Origin of the sequence: Peribacillus simplex NBRC 15720 = DSM 1321 (assembly GCF_002243645.1) — a bacterium.
Classification (GTDB): domain Bacteria; phylum Bacillota; class Bacilli; order Bacillales; family DSM-1321; genus Peribacillus; species Peribacillus simplex.
The window spans coordinates 4,768,516-4,789,079 of the sequence record NZ_CP017704.1 but is presented as its reverse complement, the minus strand read 5'-3'; the positions used below and the strand labels follow the sequence as shown (position 1 = coordinate 4,789,079).

The 20,564-nt window shown below is 38.8% G+C and carries 17 protein-coding genes; 4 read left to right on the top strand and 13 right to left on the bottom strand.

What is annotated here, in order from left to right; genetic code table 11:
• Window positions 1-25 precede the first annotated feature (25 nt).
• From BS1321_RS23170 to BS1321_RS23160, 3 genes are all read right to left on the bottom strand, one after another.
• On the bottom strand, window positions 26-1,369 hold the full coding sequence (locus tag BS1321_RS23170) for a YfcC family protein (RefSeq protein ID WP_375781424.1): 1,344 nt from the start codon (window positions 1,367-1,369) through the stop codon (window positions 26-28).
• Between the two features lie 166 nt (window positions 1,370-1,535).
• Window positions 1,536-3,152 carry a M20/M25/M40 family metallo-hydrolase gene (locus BS1321_RS23165; RefSeq protein ID WP_063233311.1) on the bottom strand — a complete coding sequence of 539 codons (1,617 nt, stop codon included), beginning with the start codon at window positions 3,150-3,152 and terminating at the stop codon, window positions 1,536-1,538.
• A complete protein-coding gene (locus BS1321_RS23160) occupies window positions 3,149-4,027 on the bottom strand; it encodes a dimethylarginine dimethylaminohydrolase family protein (protein ID WP_063233310.1) in 879 nt (292 codons plus the stop codon). The genes BS1321_RS23165 and BS1321_RS23160 overlap by 4 nt, the downstream gene beginning before the upstream one ends.
• 175 nt (window positions 4,028-4,202) lie before the next feature.
• Here BS1321_RS23160 and BS1321_RS23155 point away from each other — a divergent pair, with 175 nt between their 5' ends.
• The gene (locus BS1321_RS23155) at window positions 4,203-4,943 is read left to right on the top strand and encodes an IclR family transcriptional regulator (RefSeq protein ID WP_063233309.1); all 741 of its coding nucleotides are present in this window, start codon (window positions 4,203-4,205) and stop codon (window positions 4,941-4,943) included.
• A 76-nt stretch (window positions 4,944-5,019) separates the two neighbouring features.
• Here the strand turns inward: BS1321_RS23155 and BS1321_RS23150 are convergent, their stop codons facing one another.
• The 4 genes from BS1321_RS23150 to BS1321_RS23135 all read right to left on the bottom strand — a co-directional run bounded on the left by BS1321_RS23150 (window position 5,020) and on the right by BS1321_RS23135 (window position 8,466).
• Window positions 5,020-5,268 (bottom strand): biotin/lipoyl attachment domain-containing protein, encoded by a 249-nt coding sequence (locus BS1321_RS23150; RefSeq protein WP_063233308.1) that lies wholly within the window; start codon window positions 5,266-5,268, stop codon window positions 5,020-5,022.
• A 17-nt stretch (window positions 5,269-5,285) separates the two neighbouring features.
• On the bottom strand, window positions 5,286-5,576 hold the full coding sequence (locus BS1321_RS23145) for an SAV0927 family protein (RefSeq protein WP_063233307.1): 291 nt from the start codon (window positions 5,574-5,576) through the stop codon (window positions 5,286-5,288).
• Window positions 5,577-5,610: 34 nt separating this feature from the next.
• Window positions 5,611-6,888, bottom strand: a complete 1,278-nt coding sequence (locus BS1321_RS23140; protein WP_063233306.1) for a Glu/Leu/Phe/Val family dehydrogenase — start codon at window positions 6,886-6,888, stop codon at window positions 5,611-5,613.
• 231 nt (window positions 6,889-7,119) lie between these two features.
• On the bottom strand, window positions 7,120-8,466 hold the full coding sequence (locus BS1321_RS23135) for an APC family permease (RefSeq protein ID WP_063233305.1): 1,347 nt from the start codon (window positions 8,464-8,466) through the stop codon (window positions 7,120-7,122).
• Window positions 8,467-8,875: 409 nt separating this feature from the next.
• Here BS1321_RS23135 and speB point away from each other — a divergent pair, with 409 nt between their 5' ends.
• On the top strand, window positions 8,876-9,844 hold the full coding sequence (gene speB / locus BS1321_RS23130; RefSeq protein ID WP_063233304.1) for an agmatinase: 969 nt from the start codon (window positions 8,876-8,878) through the stop codon (window positions 9,842-9,844).
• 226 nt (window positions 9,845-10,070) lie between these two features.
• On the opposite strand, the gene BS1321_RS23125 is transcribed toward speB, so the two are convergent.
• From BS1321_RS23125 to BS1321_RS23090, 6 genes are all read right to left on the bottom strand, one after another.
• Window positions 10,071-11,135, bottom strand: coding sequence for a M14 family zinc carboxypeptidase (locus tag BS1321_RS23125; RefSeq protein ID WP_063233303.1), 1,065 nt, complete (start codon window positions 11,133-11,135; stop codon window positions 10,071-10,073).
• Window positions 11,136-11,391: 256 nt separating this feature from the next.
• Window positions 11,392-12,585 (bottom strand): M14 family zinc carboxypeptidase, encoded by a 1,194-nt coding sequence (locus tag BS1321_RS23120; protein WP_063233302.1) that lies wholly within the window; start codon window positions 12,583-12,585, stop codon window positions 11,392-11,394.
• A 372-nt stretch (window positions 12,586-12,957) separates the two neighbouring features.
• Window positions 12,958-14,043, bottom strand: coding sequence for a GerAB/ArcD/ProY family transporter (locus tag BS1321_RS23110; RefSeq protein WP_063233300.1), 1,086 nt, complete (start codon window positions 14,041-14,043; stop codon window positions 12,958-12,960).
• A gap of 252 nt (window positions 14,044-14,295) precedes the next feature.
• Window positions 14,296-15,483, bottom strand: a complete 1,188-nt coding sequence (locus BS1321_RS23100) for a Ger(x)C family spore germination protein (protein ID WP_063233298.1) — start codon at window positions 15,481-15,483, stop codon at window positions 14,296-14,298.
• 25 nt (window positions 15,484-15,508) lie between these two features.
• Window positions 15,509-17,143, bottom strand: coding sequence for a spore germination protein (locus BS1321_RS23095; protein ID WP_411836511.1), 1,635 nt, complete (start codon window positions 17,141-17,143; stop codon window positions 15,509-15,511).
• A 1,147-nt stretch (window positions 17,144-18,290) separates the two neighbouring features.
• On the bottom strand, window positions 18,291-18,644 hold the full coding sequence (locus BS1321_RS23090; RefSeq protein WP_069981704.1) for a GNAT family N-acetyltransferase: 354 nt from the start codon (window positions 18,642-18,644) through the stop codon (window positions 18,291-18,293).
• Between the two features lie 640 nt (window positions 18,645-19,284).
• Between BS1321_RS23090 and BS1321_RS28440 the strand changes: the two genes are divergently transcribed.
• Window positions 19,285-19,644: a GerAB/ArcD/ProY family transporter gene (locus BS1321_RS28440; protein ID WP_063233297.1), complete on the top strand. Its 360-nt coding sequence runs from the start codon at window positions 19,285-19,287 to the stop codon at window positions 19,642-19,644.
• Window positions 19,623-20,399: a GerAB/ArcD/ProY family transporter gene (locus BS1321_RS23080; protein ID WP_063233296.1), complete on the top strand. Its 777-nt coding sequence runs from the start codon at window positions 19,623-19,625 to the stop codon at window positions 20,397-20,399. Before BS1321_RS28440 ends, BS1321_RS23080 begins: the two co-directional genes overlap by 22 nt.
• Window positions 20,400-20,564 lie beyond the last annotated feature (165 nt).

Genomic DNA, 20,564 nt, shown 5'->3' with positions numbered 1-20,564 from the left:
GCTAATATTTAGACTTTTCAGATCTTTAAAAAGGGCCATACTGTATGCTTTGTGCAATGATCAAAAAGATAATCGCTACCGCAACCTGAATCAAAAGATACGGAAACACCCATTTTACCCATTTCGTAAATGATATGCCTGCCACTGCCAGTCCAGCCAATAGCACTCCAGAAGTCGGAAATATCATATTCGAGATCCCATCCCCTAATTGGAAAGCTAACACTGCCGTTTGTCTTGTCACACCCATTAAATCCGCCAATGGAGCCATAATCGGCATCGTCAATGCTGCTTGTCCACTTCCGGATGGAACAATGAAGTTAAGAAATAATTGGACAATGAACATGCCGATTGCATTTATGGCGGGAGGAAGCTGCTCAACCAATCCTGCAGCATAATATAAAATGGTATCCAGCAATCCGCCACTTGTAATGATGACCAAGATTGTCTGTGCAACACCTATTATCAATGCCCCGGAAACCATATCGCCCGCTCCTGAAATAAAACCATTAGCCATCCTTGATGGAGTCAAGCCACCAATTAGGCCCATTATGATCCCGCTTAATAAAAACAAACCGCCAATTTCACTTATATACCATCCTAATTTAATAACTCCATATACTAATAGGATGAAATTCACCAATAAAATAATTAAAGCAACGCTATGTCTTTTACTCATCCTAAAGTTTTTATCAAGATGTGCATGTTCTTCACGCTTGAATTTACCATACTCCCCCAGTTCAGGGTTTCTTTTAACCTTCATTGCATGGAAATAGATGTACAATACTGTAACGACATAAAACACTGCAAGAAGAGCGATCCGCAATCCCATTCCCGAATACATGGGCAGTTCTGCAATGCTTTGGGCAACTCCTACATTAAAAGGGTTCGTAATGCCAGAAATGAATCCAGTCGCCAATGTTCCAAGGATGACGATCGCAAAACCTGTAAGTGCATCAAAGCCTAATGCAATCGTCATCGGAACTATGATTGCGATATAAACTAATGCATCTTCAGCAGAGCCGATCAGTGTCCCTAATGATGCGAAGATTAATACCATCAACGGAATAAGCAATTTCTCTTTTGTTCCGAATCGGACGGCCACAAACTTAATGAAAGAATCCAGTGCTCCCGTTGCCTGCATGATTCCCAGTGCTCCGCCAAACAAAAAGACGAACAAGATAATTGACGCTCCTTCAATCATCCCTGCGTGAATACTGCTGAACATTTCCAATAATCCCACTGGTGTTGATTCAATGAATTCAAAAGAAGTGGGATCGACTACACTTCGGCCATCCTTTTCAATTCTTTCATATTGGCCAGCGGGTAAGATATAGGTTAAAACCGTCACTATTACAATTACGATAAACATTAATACAAAAGGGTTTATCCCTTTTTCAGGTAACTCCGTCAGTTGGTTAAGTGGCTTATTATTCTGATTAAGCGGCTCGGAAGTGATTTGACCATTAGGCAGGTCATTCATATAAATACCCCCAGTTAAAGTTTTATACTTTTAATCCAGTTCTCCTGTCGGACCATCACTTCTCAACCAAACACTTAAACATACTCTTTATTAACTTCTCCAGCATGACGGGCGTATGGACGAAGGCGCTATCGATGTGAAGGCGCTCAGTACGCTGGTGGGCATCCTTGCCGAACGGACCCACATTAAGTACGGGTGCCTGAAGTTTTTGCATATCAGCAAAAGGAATGCTGTAAGTATCGCCCCAGACTGGTGTATTTTTTTCAAAAGCCGTCCAGCCATCAGACTCATCACTATATTGAACATAGCTTAAATCGCAAAGTCCATTAAAATAATGAATTTGGCTGACTTCTTCACCAAGCATGCTGGCAGTTTCCTTCATTAATTTCACAGATTCTATGATAAGCGGATCATCGGACGTATTGACGGCTGGATAATATGGCGGTGCGAACAGCAATACAATGGCGGGTGAAAGCTCCTGACATTGTATCATCAATTTTTCAGCGATCCGCACTGATTTTTCCCGCTCATCCAAATCCATGTTTCCTTTAACTTCACTCTTTATTTTCTCAACAAAACTCCCGCCAAATTTGCCTTCGGCATATGAAAGTAACTTTTCATAGCGCAATACTTGTACTTCACCTACACCTTCAATTTGTTCACGCATACATAGCTCTTTATAAGATTCATTGCATTTCATCGCTGCTTCGTTTGCAACCTGCTCGAATAGGTCCATTATTTCTGCAGCTGTTCTTTTCATAATGAACACATTATAAAGCGCGGCTGCCCGATAAGGTGTCTGTGTTGAATATTGTAGTTTTAGATCTTTTTGCTGAAGCGATACCGGTAATGGTGTTTCCTCACCAAGATCACTTTCAAGAAAAAGAGTGTTCCACTCCATGAGCTGCGTGAGGAACGAGGCTATATAGTTAGCCGTCATGCCCTTTAATGGCTCACCTACATGAGTTTCTTTCCCATAAAAAAGGGCAGCGGGCATGATTTTCCCCAAAGTTCCGGAATAAATATAATGTCTATTATCGCCCGGTTTCTGTGAAAAGGACGGTTCACTATTAAAAAACATTTTATAGGAAAGGTCATATTTATCACGTAAAGCCACAAGTTCTTTAACTGCAGCCCTCATTCCCGCAGAATTCACTTCCTCATCAGGAACCGTTAACAGCAGGAGATTGATCGGCCATTGTTCGATGCTTGCCTTTTCGATGATAGCCATATGAAGGGCAAGCCCCATTTTCATATCCATCGTTCCTCTACCAAACAAGTACTTTCCTGATTCAAGATCAATGCGCGCTTCTTCCGGTAGTTCATCTTTCCTGTCATGAAGTTTTTTCGTGAGCTCCTCTGGTTGAAATGCAAGAGTCTCAAGGTCACCGTATTCTTCAGTATGAACCGTATCAAAATGGCTAATTAATACAACGGTCTCCTTTGCATCAGGATGTTTATAGAAAGCATTGACAAAATTCCTCCCTAAATCAGCCTCGTGAAGCGATAAGTGTGCCGGATTCCTTTTAAAATAATCAAGCTCCCTCAATTTATCTTGCACCTTATACGGAAACATCCGTTCCCCTAATGTAAGAGTACGGCTTTCCCAGCTAACAAGTTCACATAACAAGGTACGGAGCGTTTCTGGAGTACCCCATAGTAATTGGCTCATTCCAATCCCCCTTCATTAATATTTGTACGGACCACCGGGCAGGTTAAACAAGTTGGACCGCCAGTGCCTTTGAAACTGATCTCAGTTCCTTTGTACTCATAAACCGTTGCTCCCGCATCAATAAGCTTTTGCTTCGTGTAAGCGTTACCAGAAGATAACAGGCAAACCCGCGGAGCAATGGCAAGAACATTACAGCCCAAGGTCAAGTACTCATCAACCGGCACTTCGATAAGCTGGATGCCTCGTTCAATCAGCAGTTTTCTGAAAAAGACAGGCATAAGGCGGGAGTGAACCACTGCTAAATCCTTGTCGACCATACTGATGAAAGACATAAGATGGAGACACTCTCCCTCTCCTTGATCATGCGGAAGCTGAACTACGATGAATTCATCCACAAGATGAGCGGTCATTTCTTTTAATTGCCGAATGGCTTCAGCATTTGTACGATAACCATGTCCGACAACTAGGGTCTTATCATCAAGCCAAACGATATCACCGCCATCCGCGACCGCATCACCCGTTAAATACCCAATAATCGGGATGTTCTTTTCCTTACAAAATTCCTTGTATACATTAGCTTCAGGCTGCCTCAATTCTTTCCCGGACTTTAAAATAATGGCTCCTTGGCTAGTGAATTTGACAGGGTCATGCGCATATATGGAGTCAATGCCGACTACCGAAGATGCTGGCAAATAATCGATGTTTGGAACATATTTCTCCAAAATGGAAATAAAGTCACCATACTCTTTTAGTGCTTCGTTGAAATCTGGCTCTTCCGCAAAGTTGAAGTTCCGCCATGCTTGGCTTAAATGCTCTTGACTAATAAACGCTTCTTTCGGATGTTTTACAATGACACGTTCCAATGGTTTGTACATGGACGAACAATATGTCACTGCCTCCCCCTCCTTTTCCGCATACCGGAAAACGTTTCCGCTAATAGGAATTTTTCTTTTATTATAAAATTAACTTTGGTATAATGTCAATATGTTTTAAATATTCAAATAAATCAAAGTTTTATTCAACTTGTAATGAAAGATAGGTGGTTTGTTTATGCAATCGATCGACCGTGCCATGAACGTTATAAAGGTGCTGGTTTCCAATTCAACGGAAAACTGGCTGTCAATTACGGAACTTTCCCAAGAATGTGATCTTCCTGTCAGCTCCATGCATCGTTTGTTAAAAGCGATGTCCTTGCATGGATTAATCCAACAGGACGGGCAATCCAAACAATATGGTTTGGGGAATATTTGGCTCGAATATGGTTTACGTATGTATGACAAAATGGATTACATCAGCCAAATAAGGCCTGAACTGGAAAGGCTGATGAACAAAGTGGAGGAAAGCGTCTATCTTAGCCAGCCAATAGGAATGGAATCACTCGTAATCGAACGAATCGACAGTGAAAAAAGCCAAATCCGGGTTTATGACCAGCTTGGCTCACGAGTACCTTTGCATATTGGGGCTGCCAATAAAGCGATGCTCGCCTATATGCCATATAATCAAGCCAAAAAAATCGTGGATGCTCTTCTGCCAATTCAAGAAAGAGCAGCTTTTTGGGATATATTGCAAGAGACTAAAATGAAGGGACATGGAATCAGCCACAGTGAAAGAACAGAGGGAACATGTTCTGTTGCCGTGCCGATACAAAACCATTTTGGGGAAGTTCACGGTGCGGTGAGCATTGGTTTTGTCAGCTTTAACCTGACAGAAGAAAGACTTGATTTCCTCATTAAGAATGTTATGGAAACTGGCAATCGGGTTTCTGCAAAATTGGGGTATAGGGGAACATGAATAAGAGAGCAGTGGAGGATTATCGGATAAGCCGAAAAAGAAGATGAATCATTTCATCTTCTTTTTCGTTTTTATATTAATCGCTGCCGGTCACAAATAAATCTTCTTTAAAATAGGCGAGGACCTCGCCGGCCACCACTGGTTCACCCTCCAATACCTCCAATGATTCTATCTTCCCGCTGACACCAATATCAATGATTTTCACACGTCCATCTGCCTTCTTTATCTGAAATAATTGTTCCCATTCGTAAAATCTGGAATTTTTGGATATTGAAATTTTTTCAATCCTGCCTTCACATGGGCTAAGAATCACATCAACGAACATTTACATCATTCCTTCCTTCAGTATTCTTCTAAATGAAATGGAGTTTGTAAGACCAACTTGAGAAAGTTTTGGAACTCATGTATATCTTCATGTTCAATCCCAAGGGTCGGAGCCCAGTACTGTTCTAAATTAATATCATTGGCACAAAGCAGGATCATTCTTCCGCTTTGCATGGAAGTCACCATTGCTTTACCGAAAAACTGGGCCGAATATACAATGGTCACATCATATCTATAATCTTGTGACAATAAGCAATAATGATGAATAGCCTGGTTTTCTTTATTTTCGGAAAGAATATCAAAATTCAACGGATTGCCTCCTTTCTTGTACGCCCTAATTCGTTCAGAACCTGACCCAACCTCGAAGCTGGGATGCTTCTGCTATTTTGCGAATCCCTTCAATATAAGCAGCCACTTTCATGTTCACGGAGTATTTTTGTGAAGTATGGTAGACATTCAAAAAGCTGGCCGTTATCTTTTCCTTTAATCGTTCATCCACAAGCTCTTCCGTCCAGTAATAACCTTGGTTGTTCTGGCACCATTCAAAATACGAGACTATCACCCCTCCTGAATTCGCCAAAATATCCGGGACTAGCACTATACCTTTATCATCGAGAATCTTGATCGCTTCCTTTGTTGTCGGCCCATTTGCTGCTTCGATCAGGATTTCACATTTTAATCGGTTTGCATTATCTTTATTCACCACACCGCTTATAGCTGCGGGAATCAGCACATCACACTCTTTTTCCAACAATTCTTGATTGGATAATGAATCTTTGAATAAGTTCGAAACAACCCCAAAAGAGTCCCTATTCTCCAAAAGGTAAGGAATATCCAAGCCATCCGGATCATATAAGCCTCCAAGCTCATCCGCAATTCCGACAACCTTAGCCCCCATTTCATGTAAATATAACGCTAAATGACTGCCAACATTCCCGAATCCCTGAATGATTACCCGCATGCCTTCAATAGGAATCCCCTTTAAATCACATATCATTTGAAGTGTATATAATACTCCCTTGGAAGTGGCCTTTTCCCTGCCCTTCGATCCTCCTAATCTCAGAGGCTTTCCTGTAATGAATCCGGGTGAATCGAATTCCCTGATGTGATCGTATTCATCCAGCATCCAGGCCATGATTTGTGAATTCGTATACATATCAGGTGCCGGAATATCTTTTGTAGGGCCAACTATTTGACTTACTGCCCTGACATACCCTCTGCTTAATCGTTCTAGCTCAGATGAACTCATCTGTCTGGGATCACACACAATGCCACCTTTTGCCCCTCCATATGGAAGATCGGTTATTCCGCATTTCAAGCTCATCCATCCGGCCAATGCCTTAACTACTTCAGGAGTGACATCCGGATGAAACCGAATTCCCCCTTTCGTTGGGCCGGCTGCATCATTATGTTGAGCCCGATACCCTTGAAACATCCTTGTCTCCCCATTATCCATTTGAATAGGAATACTGACTTCCAGAAAACGCATTGGCACTTTCAAAAAATCAAAAACCTGATCTGGATAGTTCAAAACATGAATCGCTTCTTTTAAGATATCCTGGAATTCTTGCAGTGGATTATCTAATTGACGTTTTTCAATTACCTTAATTTTCTCTGTCATTTTTGCACCTCACTTTTATTCTTATAAAATTATTAAGCAACTTTCATGCCAACTTTGGGTATATAGTGTGAATAGCTATATACCGCCATTTGCAATCATCAACATCACACATACAATCATCAGGACATATGTATTAATTCATAAGCAATTCAGGTTTGCATATGTAAACAGTGATGATTAAATACAAAAAAAACGCATCCTTATTAGGATGCGTTTTTTCCTTGCAAAGTCTCATAGCTGAATTTCTTCAACTTGGTATTGGGGCGGAGCCTTCCGGAATGCCTTTGTGATATATAATAGATAACAAAAACCAATAATGAACCAACTTGTCCCCATTATTAGGGAACTTGTCTCAAGGTTGATCCAAAGAATGCCAATTGCTATAGCTCCAATTAAAGGCATGATTAAGTATTGAATACACCCTTTTATCGTTCGATGTTTCTTTTCCCGAATGATAAAATGGCTGATCACTGACAGATTTACAAAGGTAAATGCCATTAATGCACCGAAGTTGATCAGTGACGTTGCTGTCACTAAATCAAAGAATAAAGCCGACAATGAAATGACTCCAACTATGAGTACATTAATGGCTGGCGTCTTCCACTTAGGGTGAATAAACCCAATCCATTTTTCTGGAAACACTTTATCACGTCCCATAACATACAAAAGACGGGAAACGCTGGCATGCGATGCTAGTCCCGAGGCTAGCGTATTGACGAAAGTCGTACAAAGAAAAATGGATTGAAATAGCTTCCCACCTACATAAAGGGCGATTTCCGGTAATGCAGCATCCGGTTCCTTAAAACGGGATATATCCGGAAAAAAGAGCTGAATAAAGAAAGATGCGGTAATGAAGATGATTCCACCCCAAAGTGCAGTTAAAAATATCGCTTTTGGAATCGTTTTTTTCGGATCCGGCGTTTCCTCAGATAGTGTCGTTACCGCATCGAATCCCAAAAAGGAAAAACAAAGGATCGTGGCCCCGGTTATTATTGCCGAAAAGTCCATTCCTTCATTTACGAAAGGCTTTACCGTAAACACTTCTCCTGTACCTTCTCCATCATTTAAACCTTTGACGACAAGAATGATGAACACTGCCATGATGGCAATCTGAATTAAAACAAAAAGAGCATTAAAGTTTGCAAGTACATTGACACTCCGTAGATTGAGAATGGTGACGATTGCTACGAACAATACGACCCAAATCCACGTGGGAACTCCTGGAAATAATGCTGTAAGATAAATTTTGGTCAACAATGCATTTACCATAGGTAAAAACAAATAGTCTAACAACGAAGACCATCCTACAAGGAATCCTAAATGTGGGTTTATTGCCTTTTGCGTATAAGTGTAGGCAGAACCTGCAGCAGGAAAAACCTTTACAAGTTTTCCATAGCTCGCCGCTGTAAAAAGCATCCCCACCAATGCAAATATATAGGCAGTCGGCACATGCCCGCCCGTAATCCCAGATACAATGCCAAATGTATCAAATACGACCATGGGGGTCATATAAGCTAACCCCATCATAACGATTTGCCATAATTTCAGTGATCTTTTCAATGTAACCTCATTTTCCACCTATCATTCCTCCTTGAAACCGCTTTCAAACAAATGGGTTCAATTTCTTAACTAGATAAATCTCCATGCCTCCCTCTTTTTTAAAAGTTTTACCTGTATACCTTAATGCAATTTCTGTGCCATATGATTACGGTTTACTTCGATAAACGAACTAAGCCAAAAGTGCTTTTAATTCCTGTATTCTTAACGGCAAATGATTGATTCATAGAAATGAAGTCTTTCAGCGGCGATTCAATTTCCCATAAATTATTCGCCTTTGCATACCCCAAGCCAATGTTATCTGGTTAAAACCCTCATTAAATCACTTACTGTGACTTGGCATGATATTTGCATAATTAATCTTCCATAGGAATTCATTTATATGAGTTTCAAAACTATTATCGTTATAAGAAAATGGAGGAATAGAAAAATGAAATATCCTTTATCCCCTGATGTTAAACCAGAGTTTTGTACCACCGGATCATTTATGCGCTTACCTTCTTCAAGGGAAAATGCCAAATTGGCAGTGATAGGTATGCCTTTTGATACAGCTGCATCATTCAGGGTAGGAGCCCGGTTTGCTCCACAGGCTGTCCGCCAGGCATCCATGACGTTATTTCCTTACCATCCCATTCACAAGGTATTTCCGTTTGACGAATGTAATGCAATTGATGTTGGGGACGTTTCGGTGATTCCCCATAATATACATCGAAGCTATGAGTTAATTGAAAAGGCTATGGCTGACTTGATGAAAAACGGTATCATTCCAATAGGCATCGGGGGAGATCATTCCGTAACATTGGCTAATCTAAGAGCTGCCGCAAAAATACACGGTCCTGTTGCACTTCTTCATTTTGATTCACATACAGATACCTGGGATACTTATTATGATGAAAAATATTGGCATGGTTCTCCGTTTATCCGTGCATATGAGGAAGGCTTGCTCCAAACGGATAAAGTTTTCCAGATTGGCATCAGAGGTACGCTCAATCATCCAGGAGATATAGATTCAAGTACAGATCTAGGTTACAATGTGATAACAACTCCCGAGCTGAAGAAAAGAGGAATCGAAGATGTCGTGAAGGAAGTCAAGAAAACCATTGGGGATACACCTTGTTTCTTGACCTTTGATATTGATTTTGTAGATCCATCATGTGCTCCTGGAACTGGCACCTTGGAGGTCGGCGGTCTAAATAGCCTTGAAACCCTAGAGATGATACGTTCTCTGCAAGGATTCAACTTTATTGGGTTCGACCTGGTAGAAGTCCTCCCGCCGTACGATCCAACACAAATTACATCACTATTGGCAGCCACCATCATTCATGACTTTGCTAGTTTAGTAGCCTTACAGCTAAAAGAAGAACAAAAAAAGGAGAATTCATCCGAAAAAAGTTTATAGAAGCAAGCGGTAATTATTAAAGAAGGATATTTCAGGTCGATACGTTATCGTTCAAAAGGCATCTGCTTGTAGTGAAAGCAGATGCCTTTTTTCTATATCATCTTTAATCTTGTCCTGCATTTCCTCTATAAATCATTTCTTATAAACTGATGAACAAGTTCGAGCTATCTGTGTGGGAAAATTAAAAAAACACATCCCATCTGAAAGAATGGGATGTGTCATCATTTTATTCGTCTGATTCTGCCCCAGGACGATTGTATTGTGTTGGCAGGGTATCCCAAAAGCTTGCATCAACAGTTTCTATTGAATCATCGGCAATAGCTCTGACAGCTGCATCCAAAGTGGTTACTGTTTGCTTTATTAGATAGCCATTACTTTTTTGTCCAAGCGCAACTGACTCGATATTGTGGTCCGACATACCTCGCATCTCAAAGAGTAGTGTGGCAATATCATAACGAACAGCTGCACCATTACGGCCTATATTTTCTCCAGAACCGCCATCATACTTACCAATATGCCCCCAACCAGTTGGTTCAATGGAGTTATATACAACAGCACCCAGTTTTTTTGACGCTTCTAACACTTCAGGCTTTACGTTAGCGTTTGTAGGATAAAGAATTGAACCTGAAACAAGTTCACCATTTGTTTCGCTTAGCGTCCCTTGATGATGTAAATCTATCATGTAATCTATATCATATTTCGCAAATACATTTTCGTGTAAAGCTTTTACCTCTACTTGCATGGAATCAGTTTTTTTATCATGCTCACGGTTTAAGTCGATCCCATTTGCATTTGCCCGTGTTAGATGTCGATCACCTTTTGCTAAATAGTCATCAAGAGGGAAATTAACATCTCCCATTGCCCCATCTGCATTTAACATGGGAATGATCAGTATATTAACATTTTCCAATAAACCTTTAGTCTTATTCGTGCCTAGATGTTTAATGAATTCGAGTGCACCTTCAGTAGTCAGTTGTTCATTTCCGTGCTGTTGAGTTAAAAATAGTATAGTAGGGTTCTTAGGATTTGAAATGTACTTCGCTAGGTAAATATCCCTCCCTTTTACCGTTTCCCCGATTACTTCCAGTGCCAGCCTTTCTTGTTTAGCATCCTGCGTTTCAAGATAGCTTACCAGGCTTTCATATGTATGAAGATTTGAAGTTGTCACTTGACCGTTTCCAGCACTGGGGCCATTTCCAACCGCTCCGACTGGTAGCGCAACAGCGGTTACTGCGCTTAACGTCATTAAACTAGATAATGAAACTGATAGAACTTTCTTTTTAAGATTCAATAAAAACCCTCCTTATCAAATTAAATAACCAGAAATATATATATTACTAATATTCTGACATTTTTAACACTTTGTGTTAATAGTGAAAAATAACTATGTTTCCAAATAGTTTTGTTCTACACAATATAACTTGAAAGGAATTACTGCTACAAAGGCGATATTCAAAAAAACATTTTCTGTTTGCCGAAACCGATCATGAAGAAAAACCAGGCGGGTATCCGTCTGGTTACTAAGTTGATAAAACTATCAATTTTTATTATTGCCTGCCCTCCGTCAGTGGAATTGACTCGTATTGTTCCGGATTGATTTTATATACTGAGCCATCAGTAACTCCATCAATTATTCCATATAACCCTCTTTCCACTGCTTTAATAAGCATGCCTTTTTTCTTTTGGCCAAAAGACTGTGTTTGGCCTCTGACTTCAAAGAGTACTGTCCCACTTCCGTTTAAAGCAAAGGCTCCTAAAGCCGTTCCAGGAAGGTTTTGGTTTTGCGGATATAAGGATATATTTCCATATGGAGAATTACCTTGTTCTTTCATCGCATTATATACCGCTACATTCAATTGTCTGGAAAAATCATAATTATAGTTTTTTGCATATTTGGCATACTCTTGTCCTGAAGGCGAGCTTGGATCAGGAACAAATTGAGCGGAAAGCGAGTATGTGACTAAATCATCCGTTCCATCAACTTCATAATAGGGAGCTTGGTGGTGCAAGTCTACAAAAATCTCCACCTTTCCGTATTGCTTCAGTAGAGACTTGTAAACATCACGTGTTGTTTGTGATTCAGGTGTTATGAACCAACCAGGGGTGGATGATTTTCCAGGGAAGTCTTTAGCTTGAGGAGTATAATTTAAATCAGGATTAAAGTCACGATTGACATCGAAACCAGGTTTGGACTCATAATCGAATGATTCATTTTTGTATGTATAATAGTTCCAAGATGGATTCGCTCCTGCTAACTGTGGAAACTGTTCCACGACCTCTGCCCAGGTCATATCATTTCCCCGACGGTTCAATTCAGCAGCATCCGGATTCATTTTAGGCAAAGCGACCAGGGTAATTTCTTTACGAATTTTCTCGGCTTCAGGAGAATTTGTCCCCAAAAACTTCAAGATATTCAAGATGGCATCCGTACCAGTTTTCTCATTTCCATGGATCTCACTTTGAATTAAAACGACTTTTTCGCCTGTTCCCACGGTTGCTTTATAGATTTCTCTATTTCTATTGGAATATCCAGCTACATCCACTTTTACTTTACCTTGGCTATTACTCGCAATTTGTTCTAGCTTTTTCCCTAGTTCAGCATGATCTGTAAAACCTGAAACCGAATAAGTTTGTTGAATGGGTGTTCCCGGGGATGTTTCATTAGCTGCAAATGTTGGTGCCGCAATACTCGCCGATAAAACGGCGACTCCTAGAGTTGAAACAAGTTTCCTGTTTTTCATATTACAACAATCACTCCCTTAAAATATTTTTCTATCTCATTATACAAAATGGCAAAGTAGAAATATGCTGGAATATGATGTCGTATTATGGCTTTTTATGATTCGGGCATCTGCTTTAACTATAAGATGGGTGCTACACACTCCCTTATTTAGTTCGTAATTTTATGCTTTTTGAAAAGTGCCGATTTTTCCATGCAAAAAGATCCGCGACATGTGTATCACGGATAGTTCCCGGAAGTCCTTTAACATGTAAAAAGATAGGCTGTGATTTCGCCATGTGGTAGCGAATCCTTTCCCATTTGGGATTAAATCTGTAAGCCGCATCCAGATGCAACATCCGCTTGAAAATATCTAATGTGATGCAAGCTGCCCCTACCTTCCCCTAATTTTCCCAACCACTAATAATAACAATGGCAGAAAAAAACAAATCGTTAAGGAAAAAGGTGTCCAAGCTGTAGCTATAAAGTTTTGATAATGTACTATATCGGGATGAGAAAAGATGGTAAAAGTGAGAATTAGAAAAGCTAATGGGAATAGAAGAATTTTGTAATTTTGCATACCTAGCAATTGAGCTAGTCCTAAGGCGAGTCCATAAAAGCAAATGGTCAACTTAAAATACTCTGTAAAAACCCAAATGAATGCCACAATGACCTCGACCCTTTCAAAAAAATTACCAATGCTTATCCTCATCCCCAGTTTATAAGAAGGATAGGTTAATCTTGCTGTATTAGCAGCATCCAATACGAGGATACTGAAAATGATCACTAAGAAAAGAACACCGCCACCTATTAAAGTCCCTAAATAAAAATTTTTCTTCATTTCAGCCTTTTCGTTTACATATGGAGTGATCATTAAAAAGAAAACAAGCTGAACATAAGGAAGCGCTAAAGAGTGATATGATCCCTTCATTATCGGTTTCATGCCTTCTTCAAATATAGGTTGCATATTTTCGATTTTGATATCCGGGATAAGAAATACGAATAATATGAAAAGCAGCAGTACAAGCCAAGGAAAAAAGATTAATGCTGTTCGGCAGATGACCTCCAATCCTAGCCGTGCACCAAATAAGCTTGCTAATATAAACAAGATCATAATCATTTCCATAGGTGTCTCAACCAGAACCTGTGACGAAAAGAAATTCCCAATTTCACTTAGTAACGCAGAAGAAAGGTAATAAATATAAAACAGGAATAGCAGGGCAGAGATTTTCCCGATCCATTTGCCAAATATTTTTTCATTAACTTCTATATAAGTCATGGATGGGTAAAGTGAGGCGAGTCGGGTAAATAAGAGAACGAAACATAAACCGATGAGAGTAGCTATTATATAGGCAATCCAGCCATCCTGTTTTGCTAATGAGACAAGTCCGGAAGGTAAAGTAAGTATCGCTCCTCCTATGTTGAATATGATGACTAAAATAAGAAATTCACCAGAGCTGATTTTTCCTTTTTCAAGCATATTCGATACCTCCCTAGGATAGGATACGATCCATGAAATGAGCGAGTGGACTATATATTTTTGTTATCCAATCTATAGGAGTGGGAATGGTAATATCCTTGATTATTAAAATGCTCAACGTCATGCCAATTAAAAGCAATAAAATAAAAATGACAATTTCCTTCCAACATTTCTTTTTAATAAGAGGAGGTATTTCAAAAAATGAAAAAAAGCTCCAGTACACACCGTTCCAATAATTGCCCACATTGATCTTTACTCCTCGATTTCTTTTTGAAAGGATTCTGATATCGTTCCTAAATTACGAATCTTTGCTTTAACGGTTACATTCACGTCCAAATTTGCGAATTCCTGTTCCCAATTTCCTTCTAAACGTTTCCATGCTCTAGGATTAGTTCTATGGATTTCATCACCAAAACCGAAAATGTCACTTTGATACTTCTCTTGAAGCGTTTTTATCGATCCTTCTATTTTACCTTTAATATCTTTTGCGTATCTTTCATTCAATTCTTTGATTTTTTCTGGTTTAGTTAAATCAATTGTGCATTCTACTTCACCTATACTCCCTTCTGACGTGACATTTATATCAATTTTGGGATTTCCTTTTTCCATTTTCCCCTTGATTTTCGTTTTTGAACTAGTCGTGTTGACCGTAATTTGATCACCTTCACATGGAATATTTACCGGAGTAGACTTAACATGATCTGTAATGTAACTAACACCTTTACTGTCGTTCCTGTTTAACCAGCCGACAAGTTTATCCTTCTTGAATACTCCAAGATAATCCAAACGCAAACCGGATTTCGGGGAGATATTTTGTGCATTAGTAACATTGCTTCCTGATTCGGGATCACCATAAACGTAAATCCCCGTTAGCATGGCCTGTCTGCCTTTACTGACGATACTGCTGACCAGCTCATCCAAAGTGACCGTCCTTGTCGGTGCCCATCTTCTCTCTGAATTTTCCAAGGAGTCAAAGACTTTATTTGCCGGTATTTTTTCAAGAGCCGTTTGCACATTAAGCGTATCATAAGCAGTTGAACCCTTAGCAACAGTCATATAGAAATCGGAACGCAACTCTTTTTGCCGGGAAAGAAAATCCAGAGGTTTTGCTATTCCTTCCCTGGCCATTTCCTCACCAAAGACAACTTCACGAAGATGTGCTACATATAACCTCCTTGGTACATCAGTTGATAGGCTTCTAAGGGCTTCAAAAATGGTTTTACCACTTTTCCTGAAGGTTACAACTTCCGTACGACCAGACCTGGCATCACCTGCCAGCTCACTCGAATTTAGAACTTGGACTGTTACCAGATACCCATCTTCTGTTTTATCAATTCCCATGGCGGTAACGATGGCAAGTTCATTCAATTCAATGCTGCTCCAACAGCCGGATAAACAAATTATAGGTAACATTAAAAATACCTTTAGCATTTTTTTCATCGTGAACCCTCATAATCTCATCATTTTATCTTGGTGGTTTCGGAGAACTTACATCTCCTCTGTCTGTATCATTTTTACTGATCAAACGAGGCCGCTTTAATAATGACCAATGTGGCAATCGGATGATATTGTCTTTTTGATCTTGTAAAATGAATGGTGCATTTGGAGCTAAATATGGTAAACCAAAAGATCGCAAGCTATTTAAATGTAGGACCATCACGATCAACCCCAAAATGATCCCGTATAATCCAAATGTAGCGGCAAGGATCATAAACAAGAATCGAAGCATCCTAAAAGCCATGGCCATACTATTGGCTGGGAAAACAAAGCTGCAGATGGCTGTTAACGACACGATGATAACCATTGTTGCTGAAACGAACCCTGCTTCGACAGCAGCCTGCCCAATAACTAATGCACCTACGATGGAGATGGATGAACCGATTGCCCTAGGCATCCTCACACCTGCCTCACGCAAGATTTCAAACACTACCTCCATTATCATCGCCTCTACAAAAGCTGGAAAAGGAACACCCTCTCGTTGTGAGGCTAGACTTATGAGTAAAGGTGTAGGAAGCATTTCTTGATGAAAGGTTGAGACTGCTACATAAAGGGACGGTGTAAGCAAAGCAAGGAAAAAGGATAAATACCGTAATACCCGAATTAATGTTGCAATGTCTGCCCTTTGATAATAGTCTTCACTGGACTGGAAAAAATGTACCATAAGTGCTGGAACGATAAGGACAAACGGCGTTCCGTCAACTAGGATTGCAATCCTTCCTTCTAAAATGGCAGCGGCTACCGCATCAGGACGTTCCGTATTATAAACAGTTGGAAATGGAGTGTATACTTCATCCTGAATAAGCTCTTCAATGTAACCACTCTCAAGAATCGCATCTATATTGATTCGATTTAACCGGCTTTGCAATTCTGAAACCGTTTTATCATTGGCAACACCTTTTAGATACATAATCGCAACGTCTGTTTGCGTTCTTTCACCAATCTGTTTTGTTTCTAGCCATAGGTTAGGATCTTTTATTCTCCGTCGTATTAAAGCAGTATTTGTTCGCAGCGTTTCAGTGAACCCATCCTTTGGTCCTCTTACTACTGTCTGGGAGGAAGGTTCCTGAACTCCGCGATCGACCCAATCTCTTGAGCCGAGTGCTATTCCTTTTGGGGAGCCGTCCATCAATAACATCGTATCTCCCGATAAAACATGGTTAAAAAGCTTTTGATAATCAGTTATTTCCTCTATTCCACCTATAGGAAGAGTATGTGATTTTATCATTTCAAAACAGTCAGAGGGATTAAGGACGGCTACGTCCAAGTCCGAGTTCCGAATTTCAACCATCAAAGTGTCGAGGATCAAATCTTGGATGGAAATTGAATCCGTTAATCCATCGGTGTAAACGATGCCTAATTTAATTTGCCCATTTTTACCTGCTTGAAAATCCCTTGTTACTATGTCTGAACTATTTCCTAACGTTTTCTTAATATGGTCTAAATTAAATTGAAGATCAGAAGATATAAGTTTTGTTTGATGTTTCTTTGAGTCTTTACTTTGGTTTTGGGCTTGAACTGGATTTTGGTTTTGATTCTTAGATTTGCTGGAGTTTGGATTTCCGCTTTGATTTAGGTATTCTTGTTGTTTTTTATTTTTCACTGATTGTTTATCTTCAATTAACTTCCTCAATGGGATAGGAACTCGAGATTTCAATGCTAACCCCCTCATAACCAAAAGCCTGTTAAAATTATGTTTTCACCTTGGCTGCAATTATATCCATTTAAGTAAAATAAATTGCAATTCATTGTAGACATGATAATCTTTATCAAAATTCTACTTTTTTGTTCAACAAACACACTCTTTTCTTGAAGTTCGATAATTTAATTAAAGGATGCTGAAGGTGGCTCGGATATTAACCCTTCTGAACCTAGACTTTCTTCTACAAAATCAATCACGATAGTTATAAACCACTTCCCGACATCTCTTTAAACTCGGAAGCAATTTGTCTTTTGGAATCAGATCAGTAGGTACAATTCGACATAAAAAAGGATTTTCTTTTACTCTCTGCCTTTTAGGCTTTTTTTCCCTTTTTATTGTGGTGTAAGTAAAATTCAAAAAATTAATCCCAAGGGCGAGTAAAACAGTATATATAAGGTATTTTGATGAATAGCCTGATTTTCTATATTTTCGGAAAGAATATCAATCCTTCAATAGATTGCCTCCTATCATGAGCTATGGCAAGAATAATCCACCTCAAGACTTTCCTTTTCACTTAAGGTAATTTGGTCTGGTAATTGTCTTTTATTAATCTCCAATTTTCTTCCTTTGGCGACAATTGCCTCATCTAATCGTTTATAGGAATCTTGAAGCACAATCTCAAGCAAATTTAAATTATGTTTCAAAATATCCTATGAGTAAATGCATAGATTGCCAATATTCGCATAATCTATTATCATTTTTGAGAGCAACGACTTCCATTTTTTCTTGTTGGACTAAAGTAGTAGAAAGTTGGATGGTTTAGGGGCACAAAAAAAAGATAAATGAAGAAAAACTCTGCAGAGATTACTCTCCGCAGAGTTTCTATGTGCTTTCAACTAATTTTTGGATGACAGGGCACCTTCCCTTTGAATTTATGGATAGAATTTACTTCCTTAAACTTGTTCAGATGTTTGTTCCATCCCAAGTATATTTTTTCCCACACTCTAGAAGTCGTAAAATTTCATTGCTGGTACATATGTACGAAAAAAGAGCTGCACCCAATAGGTACCTAAAAAAATTGTACATTTATGGTGTCAAGGCGCCTAATTCAAGATTCCAATGTAATATATTCAGCTCCATGTTCTTTTGCCCAATTATTTATATAACTGAGCAGACTATATCCAAGACCACTAGGACGATGATTTACATCAGTAACCAAATCTTGTACATAAACATAGCGTTCATTATATGAATCTTCACGCCAGCTAATACCTGCTAATGCTACGATGCTTGTATCGTGATATAAAGCAAATAACTGTTTACCCTCCTTCCGCATATCATTTAATAATTCTAGATACTCCATTAAAGTCAAATCAGAACGTAACTGACTCAATATAGGATAAGCCTGTAAGAATTGATGTTCTACAGTTAACTCTACTATATTTTCCACTGGTATTTTCATACTAATATTCTCCTAACCTTTATAAGTTTAATTGCTTCGCCTTCCCTTTATGAATCCTTATTCATTTTCTGACATATAAACCTATCCAATATGCTTGATAACCAAGTGCTTAAATGTTTTTCAATAATTGTGTGTCATACAGTTTCCTATTCTCTTCCTTTCTCCATATATATTAGATATACCAACAAATTATATGCAAGAATCGTGCCGAATTGAGAACTCCGCCAAACACACTTAAGATTTCTCCAATAATATTTATTAGAAGCTATAGAACAGTGTATAAGGGTAAGATTTAGCTACTTTAAGGAAGTTTTCTATCATGACAACAAACAATCCACAGCAAAAAATGATGTGTCATAAAAAAAGCAAGCGTACATAATACATATCGGAGTGCTACACTTCTTTCAAATACAGGTTGTTTATTTCGATTTTGATTCTGGAATAAGAAATAAGAATAATATGAAAAGCAGCACTAATTACCAATGGAATCGGTTCTAATGAATATCTTAGAATTTTCAGGAAGTGGCCAGAAAATTGGGATCGAATGAAACGGGGATTAATTTCTGTCTGAATAACTTTTACATGAATAGCCAAAATAAGGAGTATTAAGAAGGAAGGTACAAACAAAAGGGGAATAATAATGCCTGGTAGTTTCAAAATTTCATCACATCAATTGATGATTTTAATCCTTTTGTATTCGGTAGGCACGGTTATTTTACATACTCCTTCTCCTTTAGTTAGTTTTGCAAAGCAGGATGCATGGCTTGCTGCATTACTTGGGACAGGCATCGCATTAATTTTTGTATGGTTTTACATCAGGGTTGGAAATTTATATCCTGATCTAGCTTTAGATCAAATAAATGAAAAGGTTTTCGGTAATTTAATCGGAAAGATGATAAATCTCACATTTTTTTCTGGTCATTTTCCACTGCTGCCGAGACAACTTATTATGTGGGGAATTTCATTGAAACTTTTTGGATGCCGGATACTCCACTTGTAGCATTAAATATATTGTTAGCTGCAGTAGTGACCTTTACAGTTCGCCTTGGTATTGAAACTTTTACACGCACGTTGGAAATATTCTTCATACCCGTATTAATATTACTGACCATTTTTTTGGTTTCCATCATTCCTCAAGCAAATATCCAAAACATTCAGCCAGTATTCGAAAATGGAGCAAAACCTATCATAAGGGCGACACTTTTTTACGTCAGCGTGTTCACGCTGTCTCCTGTTATGTTTTTAATGATTTTCCTTTCAAAAGTCAATGAAAGTAAAAAAGGGGGAAAAGCTTTTTATATTGGTACATTGATCGGAGGAATCATTTTAATTCTTTTTATCATGCTGGATATCTTGGTTCTTGGACCCGATACCACCTCAAGAAATATCGCTCCAAGTTATACGATGGCAAAAAAAATAAATGTAGGGAATTTTCTAATGCGGATTGAAGCTATAATTGCTACGATTTGGATCTTTACAACCTATACCAGGACGGTGATGTATTTTTATGTATCAGTTGTTGTATTTTCAAACATATTCAATATAAAAGATTATCGTCCATTTACTACAGCTTTAGGGATGATAATGGTTTTTTATTCATTGATTGTTTTTCCGACGGTCCCATCATCCGGGGAATTCAATAAAAATATATGGTTATTCTATGCAGCGACTTATGGTCTGATCATGCCTTTATTATTGTTTATCACGGCTAAATTTAAAAACATCATTAAAAAGAACCATGGTAGCCAACAATGATAATACTAAAGTGAGTTGGAGAATTAAAAAAAGAACATCATAAAAACACCCCCAAAATTCAATTTTTCCGGCATCTGGCAGAATTGGATTTGATCGTAATGAATATTTACGAACGAGGTGAGTATATTGAAACATAAAATAATCATTATTTTTTAGTCTGGTTTT

Bases quoted from the DNA above. Each gene is read 5' to 3' on its own strand.
- BS1321_RS23155 (WP_063233309.1), top strand. From the start codon at position 4,203: ATGCAATCGATCGACCGTGCCATGAACGTTATAAAGGTGCTGGTTTCC.
- BS1321_RS23090 (WP_069981704.1), bottom strand. From the start codon at position 18,644: ATGAAAATACCAGTGGAAAATATAGTAGAGTTAACTGTAGAACATCAA.
- BS1321_RS23080 (WP_063233296.1), top strand. From the start codon at position 19,623: ATGCCGGATACTCCACTTGTAGCATTAAATATATTGTTAGCTGCAGTA.
- BS1321_RS23110 (WP_063233300.1), bottom strand. From the start codon at position 14,043: ATGCTTGAAAAAGGAAAAATCAGCTCTGGTGAATTTCTTATTTTAGTC.
- BS1321_RS28440 (WP_063233297.1), top strand. From the start codon at position 19,285: ATGCCTGGTAGTTTCAAAATTTCATCACATCAATTGATGATTTTAATC.
- BS1321_RS23100 (WP_063233298.1), bottom strand. From the start codon at position 15,483: ATGAAAAAAATGCTAAAGGTATTTTTAATGTTACCTATAATTTGTTTA.
- speB (WP_063233304.1), top strand. From the start codon at position 8,876: ATGAAATATCCTTTATCCCCTGATGTTAAACCAGAGTTTTGTACCACC.
- BS1321_RS23160 (WP_063233310.1), bottom strand. From the start codon at position 4,027: ATGTACAAACCATTGGAACGTGTCATTGTAAAACATCCGAAAGAAGCG.
- BS1321_RS23170 (WP_375781424.1), bottom strand. From the start codon at position 1,369: ATGTTTATCGTAATTGTAATAGTGACGGTTTTAACCTATATCTTACCC.
- BS1321_RS23165 (WP_063233311.1), bottom strand. From the start codon at position 3,152: ATGAGCCAATTACTATGGGGTACTCCAGAAACGCTCCGTACCTTGTTA.
- BS1321_RS23120 (WP_063233302.1), bottom strand. From the start codon at position 12,585: ATGAAAAACAGGAAACTTGTTTCAACTCTAGGAGTCGCCGTTTTATCG.
- BS1321_RS23150 (WP_063233308.1), bottom strand. From the start codon at position 5,268: ATGTTCGTTGATGTGATTCTTAGCCCATGTGAAGGCAGGATTGAAAAA.
- BS1321_RS23140 (WP_063233306.1), bottom strand. From the start codon at position 6,888: ATGACAGAGAAAATTAAGGTAATTGAAAAACGTCAATTAGATAATCCA.